This window comes from Pseudomonas sp. GW821-FHT07F05 (genome assembly GCF_059418765.1).
This window is the reverse complement of the sequence record NZ_JBWKQL010000004.1, coordinates 1-19338: the sequence shown is the minus strand read 5'-3', so window position 1 is coordinate 19338 and position 19338 is coordinate 1. Positions and strand designations below refer to the sequence as shown.

19 protein-coding genes and 1 pseudogene are annotated in these 19338 nt (G+C 61.9%); all 20 read right to left on the bottom strand.

Annotated elements, in window-relative coordinates:
* Positions 1–107: 107 nt before the first annotated feature.
* The 20 genes and pseudogenes from flhF to AC07RO_RS11250 all read right to left on the bottom strand — a co-directional run bounded on the left by flhF (position 108) and on the right by AC07RO_RS11250 (position 19162).
* Entirely contained in the window at positions 108–1451 is a 1344-nt protein-coding gene (gene flhF, locus AC07RO_RS11345) for a flagellar biosynthesis GTPase FlhF (RefSeq protein ID WP_192174156.1), read from the bottom strand.
* 11 nt (positions 1452–1462) lie between these two features.
* Positions 1463–3592, bottom strand: a complete 2130-nt coding sequence (gene flhA, locus AC07RO_RS11340) for a flagellar biosynthesis protein FlhA (RefSeq protein WP_346626661.1) — start codon at positions 3590–3592, stop codon at positions 1463–1465.
* A 733-nt stretch (positions 3593–4325) separates the two neighbouring features.
* Positions 4326–5057, bottom strand: a complete 732-nt coding sequence (locus AC07RO_RS11335) for an anti-sigma factor (protein WP_282373148.1) — start codon at positions 5055–5057, stop codon at positions 4326–4328.
* Positions 5054–5617, bottom strand: a complete 564-nt coding sequence (locus AC07RO_RS11330) for a sigma-70 family RNA polymerase sigma factor (RefSeq protein WP_346626660.1) — start codon at positions 5615–5617, stop codon at positions 5054–5056. The genes AC07RO_RS11335 and AC07RO_RS11330 overlap by 4 nt, the downstream gene beginning before the upstream one ends.
* A gap of 111 nt (positions 5618–5728) precedes the next feature.
* A complete protein-coding gene (locus tag AC07RO_RS11325; protein ID WP_346626659.1) occupies positions 5729–6271 on the bottom strand; it encodes a DUF3455 domain-containing protein in 543 nt (180 codons plus the stop codon).
* A 237-nt stretch (positions 6272–6508) separates the two neighbouring features.
* Positions 6509–7066 carry a fasciclin domain-containing protein gene (locus AC07RO_RS11320; protein ID WP_495009937.1) on the bottom strand — a complete coding sequence of 186 codons (558 nt, stop codon included), beginning with the start codon at positions 7064–7066 and terminating at the stop codon, positions 6509–6511.
* 74 nt (positions 7067–7140) lie between these two features.
* Positions 7141–7839, bottom strand: a complete 699-nt coding sequence (locus tag AC07RO_RS11315; protein WP_495086046.1) for an anti-sigma factor — start codon at positions 7837–7839, stop codon at positions 7141–7143.
* 11 nt (positions 7840–7850) lie between these two features.
* On the bottom strand, positions 7851–8429 hold the full coding sequence (locus tag AC07RO_RS11310) for a sigma-70 family RNA polymerase sigma factor (protein WP_346628756.1): 579 nt from the start codon (positions 8427–8429) through the stop codon (positions 7851–7853).
* A 921-nt stretch (positions 8430–9350) separates the two neighbouring features.
* Complete coding sequence (flhB, locus tag AC07RO_RS11305) at positions 9351–10490, bottom strand: flagellar biosynthesis protein FlhB (RefSeq protein WP_192174150.1); 1140 nt, start codon at positions 10488–10490, stop codon at positions 9351–9353.
* A gap of 1 nt (position 10491) precedes the next feature.
* Entirely contained in the window at positions 10492–11277 is a 786-nt protein-coding gene (gene fliR / locus AC07RO_RS11300) for a flagellar biosynthetic protein FliR (protein ID WP_065987305.1), read from the bottom strand.
* 7 nt (positions 11278–11284) lie between these two features.
* A complete protein-coding gene (fliQ, locus tag AC07RO_RS11295; protein WP_065987304.1) occupies positions 11285–11554 on the bottom strand; it encodes a flagellar biosynthesis protein FliQ in 270 nt (89 codons plus the stop codon).
* A gap of 25 nt (positions 11555–11579) precedes the next feature.
* Positions 11580–12323 carry a flagellar type III secretion system pore protein FliP gene (fliP, locus tag AC07RO_RS11290; RefSeq protein ID WP_192174149.1) on the bottom strand — a complete coding sequence of 248 codons (744 nt, stop codon included), beginning with the start codon at positions 12321–12323 and terminating at the stop codon, positions 11580–11582.
* Positions 12324–12442: 119 nt separating this feature from the next.
* Positions 12443–12934 (bottom strand): annotated as a pseudogene (gene fliO, locus AC07RO_RS11285) (flagellar biosynthetic protein FliO); the annotation flags it as partial.
* Positions 12935–13393 carry a flagellar motor switch protein FliN gene (gene fliN, locus AC07RO_RS11280; RefSeq protein WP_192174148.1) on the bottom strand — a complete coding sequence of 153 codons (459 nt, stop codon included), beginning with the start codon at positions 13391–13393 and terminating at the stop codon, positions 12935–12937.
* Positions 13394–13455: 62 nt separating this feature from the next.
* Complete coding sequence (gene fliM, locus AC07RO_RS11275; protein WP_133775890.1) at positions 13456–14424, bottom strand: flagellar motor switch protein FliM; 969 nt, start codon at positions 14422–14424, stop codon at positions 13456–13458.
* Positions 14425–14433: 9 nt separating this feature from the next.
* A complete protein-coding gene (gene fliL / locus AC07RO_RS11270) occupies positions 14434–14940 on the bottom strand; it encodes a flagellar basal body-associated protein FliL (RefSeq protein WP_192174147.1) in 507 nt (168 codons plus the stop codon).
* A 237-nt stretch (positions 14941–15177) separates the two neighbouring features.
* Positions 15178–16614, bottom strand: a complete 1437-nt coding sequence (locus AC07RO_RS11265) for a flagellar hook-length control protein FliK (RefSeq protein WP_495086045.1) — start codon at positions 16612–16614, stop codon at positions 15178–15180.
* A gap of 114 nt (positions 16615–16728) precedes the next feature.
* On the bottom strand, positions 16729–17121 hold the full coding sequence (locus tag AC07RO_RS11260) for an Hpt domain-containing protein (protein ID WP_495086044.1): 393 nt from the start codon (positions 17119–17121) through the stop codon (positions 16729–16731).
* A 29-nt stretch (positions 17122–17150) separates the two neighbouring features.
* Positions 17151–18860, bottom strand: coding sequence for an ATP-binding SpoIIE family protein phosphatase (locus tag AC07RO_RS11255; RefSeq protein ID WP_495086043.1), 1710 nt, complete (start codon positions 18858–18860; stop codon positions 17151–17153).
* On the bottom strand, positions 18860–19162 hold the full coding sequence (locus AC07RO_RS11250; protein WP_192174143.1) for an STAS domain-containing protein: 303 nt from the start codon (positions 19160–19162) through the stop codon (positions 18860–18862). The genes AC07RO_RS11255 and AC07RO_RS11250 overlap by 1 nt, the downstream gene beginning before the upstream one ends.
* Positions 19163–19338: the final 176 nt, after the last annotated feature.

The following is a 19338-nucleotide window of genomic DNA, read 5'->3' as shown; positions in this document are numbered from 1 at the left end:
ACCTTGTCTTGCTTAGACCTAAGCCACATGTCGGGCTGCACGTTCAGTGTCTGAACAATGCCTGGCAGACCATCGATGCAGGAAAATTCCACTGTCATTTTCTTCACCTAGCCCGCGCGCTTGCCGGTGCTGTGATAAAGATCCGCAAACATATCCGCCATCGCTTCCTCGCTTGGCTCCTCCTGCATCTGCACGCTGACAGCCCGGCTCACCAATTGGTGCCGACGCGGCAAATGCAGATCATCCGGTATCCGTGGGCCATCGGTGAGATAGGCCACAGGCAGTTCGTGTGTCACGGCCAGGCTGAGCACTTCGCCCAGGCTGGCCGTTTCGTCGAGCTTGGTCAGGATGCACCCGGCCAGGCCGCAACGTTTGTAACTGTGATAAGCCGCTGACAGCACCTGCTTCTGGCTGGTCGTCGCCAGCACCAGGTAGTTGCGCGCCTTGATGCCACGCCCGGCGAGGGTTTCCAGTTGCAGACGCAGGGCCGGATCGCTGGCTTGCAGGCCGGCGGTGTCGATCAACACCACGCGCTTGCGCAACAGCGGCTCCAGCGCCTGTGCCAGGGACTGGCCCGGGTCGACGTGGGTGACCGGTACATTGAGGATCCGGCCCAGGGTTTTCAGTTGCTCCTGAGCGCCAATGCGGAAACTGTCCATGCTCACCAGCGCGATATTTTGCGCGCCGTATTTCAACACATATCGGGCCGCCAGTTTAGCCAGCGTGGTGGTTTTGCCCATGCCGGCAGGACCGACCATGGCAATCACACCGCCCTCTTCCAGTGGCTCGACGTCCGGCGTGGCAATCATGCGGGCCAGATGGGCCAGCAGCATGCGCCAGGTGTGAGCCTGATCGTTGGAGTCCGGGACCATCGCCAGCAAGTCGCGGGACAGCGGGCCGGAAAGGCCGACCCGTTGCAGACGGCGCCACAGATTGGCCTGTTGCGGACGGCCGTCTCGCAGCTGGTTCCAGGCCAGCGAGCCCAGCTGGACTTCCAGCAGTTCGCGCAGGCCGTTCAATTCGGAGCGCATCGCTTCGTAGGCACGGTCGCCAACGCCCGGCTCGGCGTTGCGCTCGGCGCGTTCGGCGGCCACTGCGGCGTGGACGGACGGGCGAAACGGTTCTTCCAGCGTCGGTTCGATCTGCTTGCTGTCATCCATCGCAAGTCCGGCGAACAACTGACGGTTGGCGACAGTGTCCAGCTCGCTGCGGTGGGTCAGCTCAGCCTGAGCAGTGACGATGAGCGACTGAGTCTTGCGCAGCTCATCTTCGAGTTCGATGTTCGGTACACGCGGGGCCAGCGCAGACAGCTTGTAGTCCAGGGCGGCGGTCAGTTCCACGCCGCCAGCGATCCGCCGGTTGCCGATGATGGCGGCTTCAGCGCCCAGCTCATCGCGAACCAGTTTCATGGCTTGTCGCATATCGGCGGCGAAAAAACGCTTAACTTGCATGACTCACTACCTCAGCCGTTAGGCCCGACAGTCGCTACGATGGTGACTTGCTTATTGTCAGGAATTTCCTGGTAAGCCAAAACATGCATATTCGGTACAGCCAACCGTCCAAAGCGGGACAACATGGCGCGAACCGGACCTGCGACCAACAAAATAACCGGCTGCCCCTGCATCTCCTGACGCTGCGCCGCTTCGATCAACGAGCGCTGAAGTTTCTCAGCCATGCTCGGTTCGAGGAGAACGCCTTCTTCCTGACCCTGACCTGCCTTCTGCAGACTATTTAGCAATATCTGTTCCAACCTTGGCTCAAGGGTGATCACAGGCAGCTCCGGCTCAATGCCGACAATGCTTTGGACGATTGCGCGGGACAATCCGACCCGTACGGCAGCCACCAGCGCGGCGGTATCTTGACTACGCGCAGCGTTGTTGGCGATGGCTTCTGCAATGGAGCGAATATCGCGAACCGGCACCTGTTCGGCGAGCAACGCCTGCAGCACCTTCAGCAGGGCCGACAGCGACAGCACGCCCGGGACCAGTTCTTCCGCCAGTTTTGGCGATCCCTTGGCCAGCAGGGTCATCAATTGCTGGACTTCCTCGTGGCCGATCAATTCATGAGAGTGCTTGTAGAGAATCTGGTTCAAGTGAGTCGCCACCACGGTGCTGGCGTCCACCACGGTGTAACCGAGGGATTGCGCCTGGGCACGCTGGCTGATTTCGATCCACACGGCCTCCAGGCCAAACGCCGGGTCTTTGGCAGTGATGCCGTTGAGGCTGCCAAACACCTGACCGGGGTTGATCGCCAGTTCGCGGTCCGGGTAGATCTCGGCCTCGGCCAGGGTCACGCCCATCAGGGTCAGGCGATAGGCGCTGGGCGCCAGGTCGAGGTTGTCGCGGATGTGCACGGTCGGCATGAGAAAGCCCAGCTCCTGAGAGAGCTTCTTGCGCACGCCCTTGATCCGCGCCAGCAATTGACCACCCTGGTTGCGGTCCACCAGCGGAATCAGGCGGTAGCCGACTTCCAGGCCAATCATGTCGATCGGGGTCACGTCGTCCCAGCCCAGTTCCTTGGATTCCTGCGCGCGGGTCGGCGATGGCAGCAGCTCTTGCTGACGCTTGACCTCTTGCACGGCAGCCAGCTTGACCTGGTTCTCTTTCTTCCACAGCAGGTAGGCGCCGCCGGCAGCCACCAGACCGAGGCTGATGAAGGAGAAGTGCGGCATGCCCGGGACCAGGCCCATGACGATCATGATGCCGGCGGATACGGCGAGCGCCTTGTGGGAGGCAAACATCTGCCGACCGACCAGCTTGCCCATTTCTTCCGAACCGGAAGCACGGGTCACCATGATCGCGGCGGCGGTGGACAGCAGCAGGGATGGCAATTGCGCCACCAAACCGTCACCGATGGTCAGCAGAGCATAAACCTTGCCGGCGTCGCCGAAGCTCATGCCGTGTTGCAGGATGCCCACCAGCATGCCGCCGATGAGGTTGATGAAGAGGATCAGCAGGCCGGCGATGGCGTCACCGCGGACGAATTTGCTGGCACCGTCCATGGAGCCGTAGAACTCGGCTTCCTGAGCGACTTCAAGACGACGGCGTTTGGCTTCGGGCTGGTCGATGAGGCCGGCGTTGAGGTCGGCGTCGATTGCCATCTGTTTGCCGGGCATGGCGTCGAGGGTGAAGCGCGCGCTCACTTCGGAGATCCGGCCGGCACCTTTGGTGACGACGACGAAGTTGATGATCATGAGGATGGCGAAGACGACGATACCGACGACGTAGTTGCCGCCGATGACGACTTCACCGAACGCCTGGATGACTTTACCGGCGGCGGCGTGGCCGTCCTGGCCGTGGAGCATGACGACGCGGGTGGAGGCGACGTTGAGGGCCAGTCGCAGCAGGGTGGCGACGAGGAGGATGGTCGGGAATACGGAGAAGTCGAGGGGCCGCAGGGCATAGATACAGACGAGCAGGACGACGATGGACAGGGCAATGTTGAAGGTGAAGAAGACGTCGAGCAGGAACGGCGGCATGGGCAGCATCATCATGGCGAGCATGACGAGGAGCAGTAGCGGGACGCCAAGTTGTCCACGGCCCAGGCCGATCAATCCGGTTCTGGCGTGGGAGATGAGTTGTGAGCGTTCCACCGATGGGCACCTGCGCGTTAAATCAATCTTTTGACGCCGAAGCGTTGTATCGGGGGTTATTGCAAGAAGGGGTCCAACATTTGGGATTGGGTGAAAATATCAGAGTGCCAGTATTTAGATTTGAGATCTGAGTCGTGGCTTAGTACGCCAAGATCACAAGCGTCGGCCTAAAGGCCTCGGTTTCGCCTTCGGCGAGTTACTTGGAAAAGCACCCCAAGTAACCAAGGGTGCCTGCTCCTGGCTAGGTCCCTCCTCCGTCGGGATTCCCTCACTCCGACGACGCTCCGTGGGCCCGCGCCGAACGGACATCCATGTCCTGACGGCGCTCTCGCCGCATCCCTGCGGCTCGACCCACTGCGCGTCGTCTGCGTTCGGCCTGCACCCAAGTCGCGTTTTGTGGTGTCTGGACTTTTTGCGTAGGAAGATCAAAGGCAAAAGCTTCCCGGCTAAAGCCGGTCCCACTGACTGCACGCGGTGCCCTTGTAGGACCGGCTTCAGCCGGGAAGAGGCCGGTGTGACCACCACCCATTTCGCTGAATGCACGCGCTGCTATTTGTGGGACCGGCTTCAGCCGGGAAGGCGTCAGATGTGACACCGCAAATCATCAAGGGCAAACGACGCTCATGTGGGAGTGAGCTTGCTCACGAAAGCGGCCTTCCAGACGCTAGATGATTGGCCGATCGTTCCCCCGCTCTGCGTGGGAATGCCGCCCTCGACGCTCCGCGTCCAGCCGCTAGATCACTTTCACCGCCCGCCCAATAAATTGAATCGGCCCCGTAGGCTTGCCGGTCGGGGAGCCGTTGGGGTTTTCGAGGGTGAGTTCGAAGAGTTGGTTGGGTTGCAGCGGCGGCAGTTTGTTCACCGGTACGGAGAGGGTCTGGCCGGGTTTGACCAGGCCCAGGGACACGGGGCCCTGCCAGCCGTCGGCCTTGGTCCAGAACTGGAGGGCTTTGTCGGCGGGGACTGGGGTGGCGCCGAGCGGTATCAGCTGGATTTCTTCCGGGTTGCTGGCCTGGATGACCCAGCCGGGGGCCTGGTTTTGCGGGGCAACGAGCACGACGAGGTAGGTCGTGGGGTTCACCGGGGCGGTTCGGGTCAGGAGCATCGAGCCCAGCAGCAGGGTCGCAACGAGTCCTGCGCCGGCCAGTCCGCGCCACAGGGGCAGGAGATCCCACCAGGAATGCGACGTCACGGCAGGCGTTTGTACGGGAACTCGGCGGTCACGGCTGTTGACGCTGCGCTCGATCCGGTCCCACAGCCGTGGGCTTGGGGTGTGCGGTTCGGCGAGTTCGGTCAAGGCCAGAAGGCGCCCTTCCCATGCGTCCACCGCCGTACGCAAGTCGGCGTCCGTGGCGAGGCGGTTTTGGACATTGAGGCGTTGCTCGGCCGGCAGTGTGCCTAGCACGTACTCGCTGGCCAGTGCGTCCAGTTCATCGGCGCTGTCGTTCGACGGATAGCCTGTCATCCCATGCACTCCCGCAATGCCACCAGACTGCGTTTGATCCAGGCTTTTACCGTGCCCAGTGGCGCGCCGATTTTCTGCGCTATCTCCGAATGCGAAAAACCGTCTACGTACGCATGAAGAATGCAGTTGCGACGCGCCGGTTCCAGTTGTTCGAGGCACCCGTAAATACGCCCCGAGCGGGCACGGTATTCGAAGGAGTCGGCGTCGGTGGCTGCCTCCAGAGAGGCCTCGGCCAGTAACGCGCTTTCGCTCTGTTCGCTGACCTGAACGATGTACGCGTTGTCACGCATGAAGTTCAGCGCCAGGTGCCGGGTCACGCTGAAGATCCAGCCACGGGCAGTGCCTCGCGCCGGGTCGAAACTGCCGGCGCGGGTCCAGATTTTGAGGAAGGCGTCGTGCACGATGTCCTCGGCCAGCGCGTCGCTGCGGGCGATCCGCTTGGCGACGCCGAGCAGACGTGCGCTTTCTTGCGTGTAGAGCGCGTGCAACGCCTGCTGCTCACCTCGGGCGCAGGCCGCCAGGCAGGCTTCGTAGTCAAAACAGTCTTCAGGTAGGGACAAAATGTTCAACCGCCAACGAAAAGAAATACCCCAGCCCAAAGGCCGGGGTTGCGTCGGTGCAGCGTAGATGACTTTGTACGTCGGCGACGCTGCCTGACGTGGGACGTTGGTCTACTTCGCGGCCCAGAAAATATAGTCCGCCTGATATTTCACGATTTCCTGCTTGCCCTTGGTCGCCGTCGAGCACTCCATCTTCGGCGCGACACCGCCTTTGGTCGCCACCCGCTGGATGTAGCTGACGTTGCTCATCGCGCCCTTGCCTTCTGCAGGGTTGGCTTTCACCAGCTGATACGGAATGTCGCCCGTCCCGGCGGGGGCCAAAGCGAGCTGGGTGCCGGTGATCTTCGAACCGTCAGCGGCCTGCCACGTCGCCGGTGGCCCGAAGTAGGTGCCGACCTGCTTGCCGCTGCGATCATTCAATACCGCTTTCGGGCCGACGAATGTCCATTCGGTCTGGCCGGCGGCGTTGGGCTTGTCGCGGCACTCGTAGGTGATCTCGCCCACGCCTACCGTCTCCATGGCGATCTTGTGACCGTCCGGAACCTTCACCGTATCCGGCAACGCCATCTGCGCGAAAGCCGCCGGCGCCGTTGCCAGCAGGCAAGTGGCAGCCAATGAAACACCGAACGTGCCCAGTAATTTTTTAGCGTTCATGCCATCTCTCCATTGGATAAACAGGTCAGCAGCCATCGCTACTACTTGTACTACCCGGGGGAAAGGGAACTGGATGCAGGGATTTGAAAATAAATCTGTGCGGCGAGTGGCGGGGATACGCGGAGGATGAGCAGAAGGGCATTGAGTCGATCGACATGGCGCCCGCAGAAAGGCCAGGCCATGGACCCGGCGGACGGAATGAGCGTCCGCCGGGTGCTGCAACGATCAGGTCAGCGATTACGGCATCAGCACCGAATCGACCACGTGGATGACGCCGTTCGACTGCATCACATCAGCGATGCTGACCGCGCTTTTGCCACCTTTAGCGTCCATCACCCAGAGCTTGCCGTCATGGGGCATCACGGTGAGGGATTCGCCCTGTACGGTTTTCAGCATCACCTTGCCGCCGTTCATTTTGGCGTCCGCCATCAATTGTTTGGCGGTATGGGTGCCGGCAACAACGTGGTACGTCAGAATTTTGGTCAGGTCAGCCTTGTTCTCCGGCTTGACCAGCGTTTCGACAGTGCCGGCCGGCAGCTTGGCGAATGCCTCGTTGGTGGGGGCGAAGACGGTGAACGGGCCTTTGCTGTTGAGGGTGTCTACGAGACCTGCAGCTTTGACCGCCGCCACCAGGGTCGTGTGGTCCTTGGAGTTGACGGCGTTCTCGACGATGGTCTTGGTCGGGTACATGGCGGCGCCACCGACCATGACGGTATCGGCGGCAAAGCCGGGGGATGCAGCAAGACAAAGGGCAGCGAACGAGACAGCGGCGATGCGTTTGGCGAGGGTCAACATGGTAGTTCTCCCGGATTCTTAGGTCCTTCGGATGAAGGTGGGAGATATACGAAGCGGGCGCCGGAACGGATGCATCAGAGTGAGGATATTTTTCCCTGGGCGACGACCGGTCCGGTCGGCAGCCCGCTCGGCGATCCGTTCAACGGCTCAAGGGTGATCGCGAGCACCGCGCCGCTGGCGAGCAGGTCAGCCAGTGGCGGCGCTACGTTCAATGTTGCGGGGGCATTGGCCGGCAGCAGGCCCAGCGACCGAGGCTTGCCATCGGCGGCGATTACCCACGCCTCGGCACTTTTACCCGGCCAGTCGGCGCGGCCCGTGTTGACGAACAGCACGCTTCGACTGCCCGGATTGATCGTCGCGGCAAACAGCGTCGTGCCGTCGCTCTGTTCGAGACGCGCCAACAAGGCCGGCCCCGACGTCGGTCGAGGAACAGGTTGCTGAAGCGTCAGCACCGACGCCAGCAACCCGGCAGCCAGCGCCGCCGTTGTCCAGCGCCAGAGCCCTAGGCTGTTCCACCAGCCTGACACCCGTGACGGCGAATGGCTGGCACCCGCAAACAACCGCTGCTCAATCCTGCCCCAGGTGCCCGCGGGAGGACTGGACGCGGGCAATTGACCGAGCCACTCGGCGAACTGCTCCTGCCATTGCGCCAGCGCGCGTTGATGGCGAGGCTCCAGCGCAATCATCGCCTCCACCCGCTCACGCTCTTCGCGGCTGAGCACGCCCAGCACGTACTCGGCGATCAGCAGGTCCGGGGTCTCGTCGGGGGGCACGGGATGATCGTTCATAGGCCGAGGCACAAGCGCAGTCGAAGCAGCCCGCGACGAATCCAGCTTTTCATCGTCCCCAGCGCAATACCGTGGCGCTCGGCCAGTTCGGCGTAGGAACAACCCTCGAAGAACGCCACGCGGATATAGCGTTGCTGCGCTTCTTCGAGGGTTTCAAGGCAGCGGTCCAGCTGACTGCCCTGCTGCTCGCGCTCGAGGGCGTCCGGGATGGGGTCGTCCTGGGTGGGAAATTCGGGGATGGTTTCGAGGGGATCGTGACGGCGATGAGCCCTGCGCCGGTCAATCGCCTTGTGGCGGGCCATGGTCGAGAGCCAGGTGATGGCGCTGGCCAGTTGCGGATCGAATCGAGAGGCCTTCAGCCACGCCATGATGTACACCTCCTGCAGGACCTCTTCCGCCTCGGCCCGATTGCCGGAATAGTGCAGGCATATACCGAACAGCCTGGACGACGTGGCGTGATACATCGCTTCGAACGCCAACCGATTGCCTGTGGCGCATGCCAGCAACAGGACATTCAACGCTTCGGCGCTGGACTGAGCGTCAGACAGTGGCGCTGCATTCGATCGAATGGTCAAGTGGCGAGGCCTAGAAAGGGACTGAGGTCACTCTAGACGCTTTCTGTTTGCGCTGTCATCAAGCTGACGTCGGCCCTCCGTACGAAGATCAAGAGCGTCTGCCTGGGGGCAGACCGTTTCGCCTTCGGCGAGTTACTTGGAAAAGCACCCCAAGTAACCAAGGGTGCCTGCTCCTGGTTGGGCCCGACTTCGTCGGGTTCCTTCACTCCGGTCTCGCTCCGTGGGCCCGCGCCGAACGGGCATCCATGCCCTGACGGCGCTCTCGCCGCATCCATGCGGCTCGGCCCACTCCGCGAGACCTGCGTTCAGCCTGCACCCAAGTCGCGATTGGCGGTGTCTGGACTTTTTGTGTACGAAGATCAAGATCAAAGGCTTCCCGGCTAAAGCCGGTCACACAGTGTGTACGCGGTGCCTTTAGTGGGACCGGCTTTAGCCGGGAAGAGGCCAGCTCAGGCGCCGACATTTTTGCTGACAGTATCCCTCCCTGTGGGAGCGAGCTTGCTCGCGAATGCTGCATTTCAAACACCAGAAATTCGGTGGATGTACCAACCCCTTCGTGAGCAAGCTCACTCCCACAAGTCCTTAGCGACTGATCTGCTCTTGATCTGCCTTGCTTTGCTTTTGATCTTTCCTACGAAGCAAGTCCAGACACCACAAAACGCGACTTGGGTGCAGGCTGAACGGAGGTTTCGCGGAGTGGGCCGAGCCGCATGGATGCGGCGAGAGCGCCGTCAGGGCATGGATGCCCGTTCGGCGCGGGCCCACGGAGCGAAACCGGAGTGAAGGTACTCCGACGAAGGAGGAGCCCAACCAGGAGCAAGCACCCTTGGTTACTTGGGGTGCTTTTCCAAGTAACTCGCCGAAGGCGAAACAGTCTGCCCCCAGGCAGACGCTGTTGATCTTAAAGATCTTGAAAAAGACTTACGAATCACGCCTCAAATCCGGCGGAATCGGCAGATTATCCCTCAGCGGATCAGGCCGCTTGCCACGCCCCGCCCGATACTGCCGAATCTGATACACATACGCCAACACCTGCGCCACCGCCAGATACAACCCCGCCGGAATCTCCTGATCCAACTCAGTGCTGTAATAAATCGACCGCGCCAACGCCGGCGACTGCAACAACAAAATCTCATGCTGCGCCGCAATCTCCCGAATCTTCAGCGCCATGAAATCACTGCCCTTGGCCAACAGAATCGGCGCCCCGCCCCGCTCCGCGTCATACTTCAACGCCACCGCATAATGCGTCGGGTTCGTGATAATCACATCCGCCTCCGGAATCGCCGCCATCATCCGCCGCTGCGACATCTCCCGCTGCAACTGACGAATCCGCTGCTTGACCTCCGGCCGACCCTCACTGTCCTTGTGCTCATCACGCACCTCCTGCTTGGTCATCAGCAACTTCTTGTGGGACTCCCACAACTGCACCGGCACATCGATCGCCGCGATGATCAAAAGGCCCAGCGCCATCCACAGCGTGCTCCAGCCGACCAACTGCAAACTGTGCACCACCGCCATTTCCAGCGGCTCATGGGCGATGGACACCAGGTCGCCCTTGTCCTTCATCAGCACCACCAGCGCCACCGCCAGCACAATCAAAAACTTCGCCAGCGACTTCAGCAGCTCGATCAGCGCCTTGGGCGAGAACATCCGCTTGATCCCGGCGGCCGGGTTCATGCGGCTGAACTTGGGCGCCAGAGAGCCTGCGGCAAACAGCCAGCCGCCGAGGGAAATGGGGCCGACGAACGCCGCCACGGTCAACGCCAGCAGGATCGGCTGCACCGACAGCAACGCCGCCTTGCCCGAGGCCATTAGCATGATCGCCATGCTGCGCTCGTCGAGAATCGCCTCGCGGGTGATGGTGAAATTGTCGCGCATCAACTGCATCATCATTTCCGCCATGGAGCCGCCAAACGCCAGCAGCCCCGCAGCGCCCACGATCATCACCACGACCGTATTGAGCTCCTTGGAGCGGGCGATCTCGCCCTTCTCCCGGGCGTCGCGTTTGCGTTTGTCCGTGGGGTCTTCTGTCTTGTCCTGACCACTCTCGCTTTCGGCCATGTCAGCGCGCCTTGACCAGGTCTCTGAGCAACTGCAGGGCGTCGACCGCCAGCGGTTGGTATTGATTGAGAATGTCGCCGAGGGTGATCCACAGAATCACCATCCCCAGTACCAGCGTCAGCGGAAAACCGATGGAAAAGATATTCAGCTGTGGCGCCGCGCGGGTCATCACGCCCATGGCGATGTTCACCACCAGCAGCGCAGCGATGGCCGGCAGCACCAGCACCAGTGCCGCGCCGAGCACCCAGCCCAGACGCATCACCAGCAGCCAGATGTCCGATGTACTGATGCCCTGCCCCACCGGCAGGGTGGTGAAGCTCTCGATGAGGATTTCGAACACCACCAGGTGAGCATTCATGGCCAGGAACAGCAGGGTCACCAGCATGGTGAGAAACTGCCCGATGGTCGCCACCGACACGCCGTTGACCGGGTCGACCATGGACGCGAAGCCCATGCCCATCTGAATCCCGATGATCTGCCCGGCGATCACGAAGGCCTGGAAAAACAGCTGCAACGACAGGCCCATGCCGGCGCCGATGAGGATTTGTTGCGCGATCAGCAGCAGCCCGCTGAGGTCCAGAGCATGGACGGCGGGCATGGGCGGCAGGCTAGGCGCGACGACCACCGTGATCGCCAGCGCGAAATACAGCCGCACCCGCTTGGGAACCAGCGTGGTGCCGATGATCGGCATGGTCATGAGCAGCGCGCCGATGCGGAAAAGCGGCAGCATGAACGCCGCCACCCATGTGCTGATCTGGGTGTCGGTCAACGCCAGCACAGGTTCCATCGAGGGGTCAGCCGATCACTTGGGGAATGCTGGTGTACAGATTGGTGATGTACTCCATGAAGGTGCGCACCATCCACGGGCCGACCACGATCAGCGTGACCAGCATGACCAGCAGGCGCGGCAGGAAGCTCAGGGTCTGTTCGTTGATCTGCGTGGCGGCCTGGAACATCGAGACGATCAGGCCGACGATCAGGCTCGGCACCACCAGAATGGCGACCATGGTCGTGGTCAGCCACAGCGCTTCGCGAAACAGGTCGACGGCTACTTCCGGGGTCATGCTGCGCACTCCACGTCAAACAGGTTCATACACCACCAAAACTGCCGGCCAGTGTGCCGATGATCAGCGCCCAGCCATCCACCAGCACGAACAGCATGATTTTGAACGGCAGGGAAATGATCAACGGCGACAGCATCATCATGCCCATGGCCATCAGGATGCTCGCTACCACCAGATCGATGATCAGGAAGGGGATGAAAATCATGAAGCCGATCTGGAACGCCGTTTTCAGTTCGGAGGTCACGAACGCCGGCACCAGAATCGTCAGCGGCGCCGCATCCGGGGTCGGAATGTCGGTGCGCTTGGACAAACGCATGAACAGCTCGAGATCGCTGGAGCGGGTCTGCGCCAGCATGAAGTCCTTGATCGGCACTTCGGCCTTTGCCACGGCGTCCTGGGCGGTGAGTTTTTCCGCCAGGTACGGCTGCAGCGCATCGTTGTTCACCCGGTCGAACACCGGCGCCATGATGAACATGGTCAGGAACAGCGCCATGCCGGTGAGGATCTGGTTGGACGGCGTCTGTTGCAGGCCCAGGGCCTGACGCAGGATCGAGAAGACGATGATGATCCGCGTGAAACTGGTCATCAGCATGACGAACGCCGGGATGAAGCTCAGCGCCGTCATGATCAGCAGGATCTGCAGGCTGACCGAATATTCCTGCTGGCCGTTGGCGCCGGTGCCCAGCGTGATGGCCGGGATAGACAACGGATCGGCGCCGAACGCCAGGGGCGCTGCAAGCAACAGCAGCAGCGTCAAAACAATGCGCATCAGTTCATGTCCTTCTGATCCGAAGTATCTGGCTTGCCCGTCGTGCCTGGCGTGCCTGCTTTCTTGCCGGCGACACCGAAAATATTCATGCCTGGGCGTTGCCCCGCCGCGCCCTTGTTGCCCAGCGCTTCAAGCAAACGCCTGGCGAACTCCGGCTGCGCGTTTTGCGCGTCAGGGACCTCGACCGGCTCATTCATCACGTGCAGCGCAGTGATGCTGCCGGGCGAGACGCCCAGCAACACCTGTTCGTTGCCGACCTGCACCAGCACCAGCCGATCACGCGTCCCCAACGCGCGGGAGCCCACCAGCTTGATCACCTGATTGCCAGCCGGCCCTGCCCGCTGCACCCGGCGCATCAGCCAGGCCAGCACGAAGATCAGCCCGATCACCAGCAGCAGCCCCAGCACCAGTTGCAGCAACTGACCGGCCATCCCGCCGTTCACCGAACCGGCGACGGGCGCGGCGACCGCAGGCGTTGCCGTCGCAACCGTCGCAGCCGTCGTCGCCGTCGTTGCAGCAGGCGCGGCAGGCGTCGCCGGATCGGCCGCCATTACCGCCCAGGACATCGCCAACAGCGGCAGGCTCGACAGGGTTCTGATCACGCCGCGCACTTAACGCAGCTTCTTGATACGTTCGCTCGGGCTGATCACGTCGGTCAGACGGATGCCGAACTTTTCGTTCACCACCACCACTTCGCCGTGGGCGATCAGGGTGCCGTTGACCAGCACGTCCAGCGGCTCGCCGGCCAGACGGTCCAGCTCGATCACCGAGCCCTGGTTGAGCTGCAGCAGGTTGCGGATGTTGATGTCGGTGCTGCCCACTTCCATGGAAATCGACACCGGGATATCCAGAATCACGTCCAGGTTCGGGCCGTCCAGCGAAACTGCGCCGTTGCTTTTCGCCACGCCGCCAAATTCTTCCATCGTCATGCGATTGGCGTTGTTGCCGGCGTCGGCCGCCAGCAGCGCGTCGATGTCCGCTTGCCCGTCCCCGGATTCACCCAGTGCAGCAGCCCACTCGTCGGCCAGAGCCTGGTCGTCTGCGGAAGTCATATCGTTGTCATTAGCCATGGTTGTCCTCGGGGAACATTGATTCGTGTACGCAGCACATTCGTTTTGCCGGCGACGGAGCGTCAGCGGCGTTCTATGGGTTCGACGACTTGCAGGGCCAGGTTGCCTTTGTGCGAACCCAGTTTGACCTTGAAGGACGGCACGCCGTTGGCGCGCATGACCAGGTGTTCCGGGAGATCGACCGGGATCACGTCGCCCGGCTGCATGTGCAGGATGTCGCGCAGCTTGAGCTGACGCGTAGCGACCGCGACGCGCAACGGCACCGACACGTCGAGCACATCCTGCTTGAGGGCGTTGACCCAGCGTTCGTCCTGATCGTCGACATCCGACTGGAAACCGGCGTCGAGCATTTCGCGCACCGGCTCGATCATCGAATACGGCATGGTCACGTGAAGATCGCCGCCACCGCCGTCCAGTTCGATGTGGAAGGTGGACACCACGATCGCTTCGCTCGGGCCGACGATGTTGGCCATGGCCGGGTTCACTTCCGAGTTGATGTACTCGAAGTTGACTTCCATGATCGCCTGCCAGGCTTCCTTCAAATCAATGAACGCCTGATCCAGCACGATGCGCACCACGCGCAGCTCGGTCGGGGTGAATTCACGGCCTTCGATCTTGGCGTGGCGACCGTCGCCGCCAAAGAAGTTGTCCACCAGCTTGAACACCAGCTTGGCGTCGAGGATGAACAGCGCGGTGCCGCGCAGGGGTTTGATCTTGACCAGGTTCAGACTGGTCGGCACGTAGAGCGAGTGCACGTATTCGCCAAACTTCATCACCTGCACGCCACCCACGGCCACGTCGGCCGAGCGGCGCAGCAAGTTGAACATGCTGATGCGGGTGTAACGGGCGAAACGCTCGTTGATCATTTCCAGGGTCGGCATGCGTCCGCGGACGATGCGATCCTGACTGGTCAGGTCATAACTCTTTACGCTGCCAGGCTCGGCAACACTATCGGTCTGTACCAGACCGTCGTCGACGCCATGCAGCAGCGCGTCGATCTCATCCTGGGACAGCAGGTCTTGCACGGCCATGTCGTGGTCCTACTGCAGTACGTAGTTAGTGAAAAGTACCTGTTCGATCACGCTCTTGCTCAGCTCTTTCTGGCCCACTTCCTGGACCACGGCTGCCGCCTTCTGGCGCAGCATTTCCATGCCCACCGGCGTTGCGATGGTATCGAATGGCTGGCCGGAGAACATCATCACCAGGTTATTACGGATGACCGGCATGTGCGCTTTCAACGCTTCAAGGTCGGCGTGGTCGCGGGCCAGCAAGGTGATGCTGACCTGCATGTAGCGCTGACGACCGTTGACGTTGTAGTTGACGACGAAGGGCGGCGTCAGCGGTTCGAAGATCGCCTCTTTTTTGGCATTCGCCGCTTCCGCAATGGCGGCGGCGTCCGGCTTGCTTTCGGCCTTGTGCATGATGAACCAGGTCGCGCCTACCGACACACCAATGGCCAGCAGCAGCCCCACCACAATGAGGATGATGACTTTCAACTTGCCCTTTTTTGCAGGGTCCGCCACTGCTGCGTCGTCACTCTTCGCCATGCCAATAATCCGTCACTATCCAAGGGGTTCGGTGTTGCGTGACAGAGGAAGAGCAAGGGTTGTGCCACATGGGCAGCTTCAAGCTGCAAGAGGTAAGCGGCAAGCTAAAGCAAAAGGCGGCAGAGCCCGAGAAACCGGGGTCTCCCACGCACTACCGCCCTTGATCCTGCTTTTACTTGCCGCTTGCCGCTAACCCCTTGCCGCAACTGACAACGCCCAAGCGTTGGCAAGGCGTTTTCAGGCGTAATAGTCCACCGCGCTGGAACCCACCACGGTCAGCGGTGCGCTGGCAGCCGCCGAGGCGGCGTCCACCGGAGCACCGTCGGCGATGAGGTCGCTGCCACTGGCACCGTTGACGCGGCTGCCGCCGCCGTTGCGCTGACCATCGCCACCAGACTGCTGCTGAGCCTGTTGCTGCCAGCCCTGAGACTGGTCAGAGACGTTGACGTTGACCTGGCCCATGCCCTGCTGGACGAAGGAATCGCGCAGGCGAGACATCTGGCTTTCCAGCGCTTCACGCACGCCAACGTGGGCGCTCATGAAGGTGACCTGGGTCTGCTGGTCCGCCGCCATATTGACGCGGATGTCCAGACGGCCCAGTTCAGCGGGCTCCAGCTGGATGTCCGCCTGTTTGAGGTTCTGGCTCGACAGGTACATCACACGGTTGACCACGCCTTCAGTCCATCCCCCCTGATTCATCGCCAATGGCTGATTGAGCAATGGCGTGGCAGGAGTCGACGTCGACGTGTTTTTCACTTGCGCGGCCTGGGACAAGGCCGCCAGTCGATCGGCGAAGTTGTCCACTCGCGTATCGCTGGTGGCGGCCTTCACGTCTTTCAGGCCGTCAGCCAGCAAGCCGCTGAAGGCTTTGTCGCCGCCGCCTTCGGTGGTGCTCTTGTCCACAGGCTGGTCGCCCAGCGCCGCCAGGTTGGTGGCCAGCAGTTGCGAAGGATCGGCGTTCGGGTCTTGCTTGCCCCCACCTTTGCCGTCGCCCTGCACACCGTTGTTCTGCGCCGTCTGCTGGGCCTTGTTTTCCAGGGCGACCTGCACAGCGGTCAAGCCTTCCAGCGGATCGGCGTACGGATCGAAATCGTCGCCGGCAGCGTCGGTTGCGTCGGTTGCAGCGGTCGGCGCCTGCACCGCAGGCGGCGGCATCACGGGCAGCGTGCCGGCGAGAAGCGCCGGATCTACGACTGGCTGAACGGGAGGCGCGACGGCCACGGGCTCTTGAACCGGCGGCGTGACGGCCAGTGTCGGGTCCGGCACAGGGTCTACCGGCGGCGCATCCGCGAGGGTCGGGTCTTTCGGATCGTCAGTGCCGTCATCCTTGTCGTGAGCATCGCCTTTGCCCGCGCCGGCCTCATCGTCGGCCTTGCCGTTCACCGGCTTGGCAGGCAAGCCATTGCCGTTATCGGCAACGGACTTGTCGGCGGCGGCAGACGTATGGCTGGCGGCAGGCTTGTCGTCGGCTGCCGAACTCTTGGCGCTTGCCGGCTTGGGCGCCGGATTATCCGCACCGTGAGACTTGACCGGTGCCTGCCTGGCGAATACGTCAGAAAAGCTGGAACTGCTGTGCTTGACGGGTTCCGGCGCCTTGGTCGGGGCATTATTCCCGGCCTTCTGGGCTTTGGCCGCTGTCAAAGCCGTCAGTAATGGGTTGGTGGCGAGCGCCATGTGAATCTCCGCAAGAGCACAATTACAGAGAGACAAAGCAAATGGCGGGCCATGTAGCGAGAGAGGCTGGATTAAACGTGAGTCCGACGCAGAAGCCGGAGGGCAACGCCCGGCTCAGTGGCTGGCGTGGCAGAGTTGCAGTTCGTCTTCGAAAACTTTCCTGACGGCGCAGAATTCCTCTTTGATCTCGAACACCAGACGCCTTATCCGGGCGTCATCCGCTGTCACCATGCCGCGCCCCTGCTCTTCGAGTTGCAGGCACAGTTCTGACAAATGCGTGGCGCCCATGTTGCCGGTGCTGCCTTTGAAGCTGTGGGCCATCAGGCCGAGGCGTTGCAGCGAGGCGCTGGAGGAGGCAGTGAAGGAAGGGTCACGCAACAACAGGGTCATGTCGTTGACCCGATTGATGGAATCGGAAATGAACACCTGCAGCAGCGCCGGGTATTCAGCTTCCATCACGTCACGCAGCGTGCTGAGCACGTTGAAGTCCACAGGATTATTCGACACTTGTTCACTCCTTGATCAAGACGCGGGGATTATGCCAGACCCTCCCAGGCAAATTCCACGCTGGCCGTCCGGCCATCATCGGACCACCGACAGCGGTCGCTGAGCTGCCGGACCAGCGCAAGGCCGCGCCCGGACAATTGGGTGACCGCACGCGGCAGCGCCAGCACGCGATCGGAATCGAAACCCGCACCACTGTCCTGCACCCGCACCGTCAGGCGACCGCCCTCGCCGTCCGGGACGATCTGGAAATCGATGCGGATAAAACCGTCCACCAGACGATCGAGGCGTTCGGCGCGTTGCTGGTAGTAAAGCCCAAAACCTGCGGCGTCGCGCTTCAGCGCCGAGTCGAGCCCGAGCACGCCATGCTCCAGCGCGTTGCTGTACAGCTCCGACAGCACGATATACAGCTCGCTGCTCTGCATGCGCAAGCCATGTACCTCCTGCAGCAGTTGCAACAGATACGGCAGCGGGTTGAAGCGCTTGAGCGTTGCCGCGCGGTACTCGAACGACGCGGACCAATCCAGCGGGCTGGAATCGCCGCTGTCGGTGTAGATGACCGAGGGCGGGCCAAGCAGGTCAGGCTCGGTGAAGGCCACTTCGACCATGCTCACATCGTCCCGCGCCTGGCCGCGAAAGCGCGCCAGGGCCCACTGCACTTCTTCGATCAGCAGCGCCGGGTTGCGGTTGCTCACCAGCACATTCTGCAGACGCCGGGCGCCGAACAGTTCGCCGTCCTGGCCGGTGCTGTCGACCACGCCGTCGGACAGCAGAAACACCCGGTCCCCCGGGCCGAAGGGATACACCTGGGTGTTGTCGTCAAAGCTGCCGGCGCTCAAGACACCGAGGGGCACGTTGGACGAAATCAGCGGCGTGTGCGGCCGGTCGTCGCCATGCAGCAGGTAACCATCCGGCAGGCCGCCGTTCCAGACCTCGACCAGTTGCTGCTTGAAGTTCAGGGACAGCAACGCGGCGCAGCAGAACATGTCGACGGGCAGGATGCGTTTGAGCTTGGCGTTCATCTCCCGCAGGGTTTCGGACAAGCCGTACCCCTTGGCGGTCATGCCGTAGAACACCTCGGCCAGCGGCATCGCGCCCACCGCCGCTGGCAAACCATGGCCGGTGAAATCCCCCAGCAGCAGGTGCATGTTGCCGGACGGCGACCACGCGGCCAAAAGCAAATCGCCGTTGAACAGCGCGTAGGGCGATTGCAGGTAACGGATGTTGCGCGAACTCAGGCACCCGGAGTGGGCGATCTGGTCGAACACCGCCTTGGCCACGCGCTGTTCGTTGAGCAGGTATTTGTGGTGGCGGGTGATCAGGTCGCGCTGGTGCAGGACGGTTTCCTGCAGCACGCGAAGGCGGTTCATGGCGTTGATCTTGGCGGCCAGCACCACTTGGTTGTAGGGCTTGGCAATGAAGTCGTCGCCGCCGGCGTCGAGGCAACGGGCAAGGTCTTCGCCTTCGGTCAGGGACGTCAGGAAGATGATCGGGACGAGCGCGTCACCCGCGAGTGTCTTGATCTGGCGCGCCGCTTCGAAGCCGTCCATGACCGGCATCATGGCGTCCATCAGCACCAGTTGCGGCCGCCGACGCTCGAACAGCCCGACCGCTTCGGCGCCGTCGCTGGCGGTCAGGACGTCATGGCCCTGGCGGCTGACGATGGCGGACAGGAGCATCCGGTCGCTGACGTTGTCATCAGCGATGAGGACCGTCAGGCGATCGGAGGCAGGCGAGATCATCAGGCGATTTTGAAGAGTTTGGAGAAGCTGGAGATGGTGAGGATTTTGTGGACGTCGGCGGTGCAGTTGACCAACTGGACTTCGGCTCTTTCGCCGCCGGCATGGTCGCGCAGCAGGAGGAGCATACCGAGCGCTGAACTGTCGAGGTAGGTCGTGTCTTTCAGGTCAACCGTATAGCGTTTGGCCTCGTGTTCTTTTTCGTAGGCGCCACGAAAGTCCTGGTGCTTCGAGAAGTCGAAGCGTCCTTTGATGGTGATGGTCAGCTCTTGGCCATCTTTGGAGCGTTCGGAGGTAACTGACATTGGCAAATTCCTTGTATGAAACAGCGCCAGACGCTTGAGTTTTAGCAGCCCTTGTGAGGCGTGGCAAATCGTTAGCTTTTACTTGGCTTTCAGGAGCTCTCAAGATCAAGAGCGTCTGCCTGGGGGCAGACTGTTTCGCCTTCGGCGAGTTACTTGGAAAAGCACCCCAAGTAACC

Bases quoted from the DNA above. Each gene is read 5' to 3' on its own strand.
- flhF (WP_192174156.1), bottom strand. From the start codon at position 1,451: ATGCAAGTTAAGCGTTTTTTCGCCGCCGATATGCGACAAGCCATGAAA.
- AC07RO_RS11335 (WP_282373148.1), bottom strand. From the start codon at position 5,057: ATGACAGGCTATCCGTCGAACGACAGCGCCGATGAACTGGACGCACTG.
- AC07RO_RS11325 (WP_346626659.1), bottom strand. From the start codon at position 6,271: ATGAACGCTAAAAAATTACTGGGCACGTTCGGTGTTTCATTGGCTGCC.
- AC07RO_RS11320 (WP_495009937.1), bottom strand. From the start codon at position 7,066: ATGTTGACCCTCGCCAAACGCATCGCCGCTGTCTCGTTCGCTGCCCTT.
- flhB (WP_192174150.1), bottom strand. From the start codon at position 10,490: ATGGCCGAAAGCGAGAGTGGTCAGGACAAGACAGAAGACCCCACGGAC.
- fliR (WP_065987305.1), bottom strand. From the start codon at position 11,277: ATGGAACCTGTGCTGGCGTTGACCGACACCCAGATCAGCACATGGGTG.
- fliQ (WP_065987304.1), bottom strand. From the start codon at position 11,554: ATGACCCCGGAAGTAGCCGTCGACCTGTTTCGCGAAGCGCTGTGGCTG.
- fliP (WP_192174149.1), bottom strand. From the start codon at position 12,323: ATGCGCATTGTTTTGACGCTGCTGCTGTTGCTTGCAGCGCCCCTGGCG.
- fliN (WP_192174148.1), bottom strand. From the start codon at position 13,393: ATGGCTAATGACAACGATATGACTTCCGCAGACGACCAGGCTCTGGCC.
- fliM (WP_133775890.1), bottom strand. From the start codon at position 14,424: ATGGCCGTGCAAGACCTGCTGTCCCAGGATGAGATCGACGCGCTGCTG.
- fliL (WP_192174147.1), bottom strand. From the start codon at position 14,940: ATGGCGAAGAGTGACGACGCAGCAGTGGCGGACCCTGCAAAAAAGGGC.
- AC07RO_RS11265 (WP_495086045.1), bottom strand. From the start codon at position 16,614: ATGGCGCTCGCCACCAACCCATTACTGACGGCTTTGACAGCGGCCAAA.
- AC07RO_RS11255 (WP_495086043.1), bottom strand. From the start codon at position 18,860: ATGATCTCGCCTGCCTCCGATCGCCTGACGGTCCTCATCGCTGATGAC.
- AC07RO_RS11250 (WP_192174143.1), bottom strand. From the start codon at position 19,162: ATGTCAGTTACCTCCGAACGCTCCAAAGATGGCCAAGAGCTGACCATC.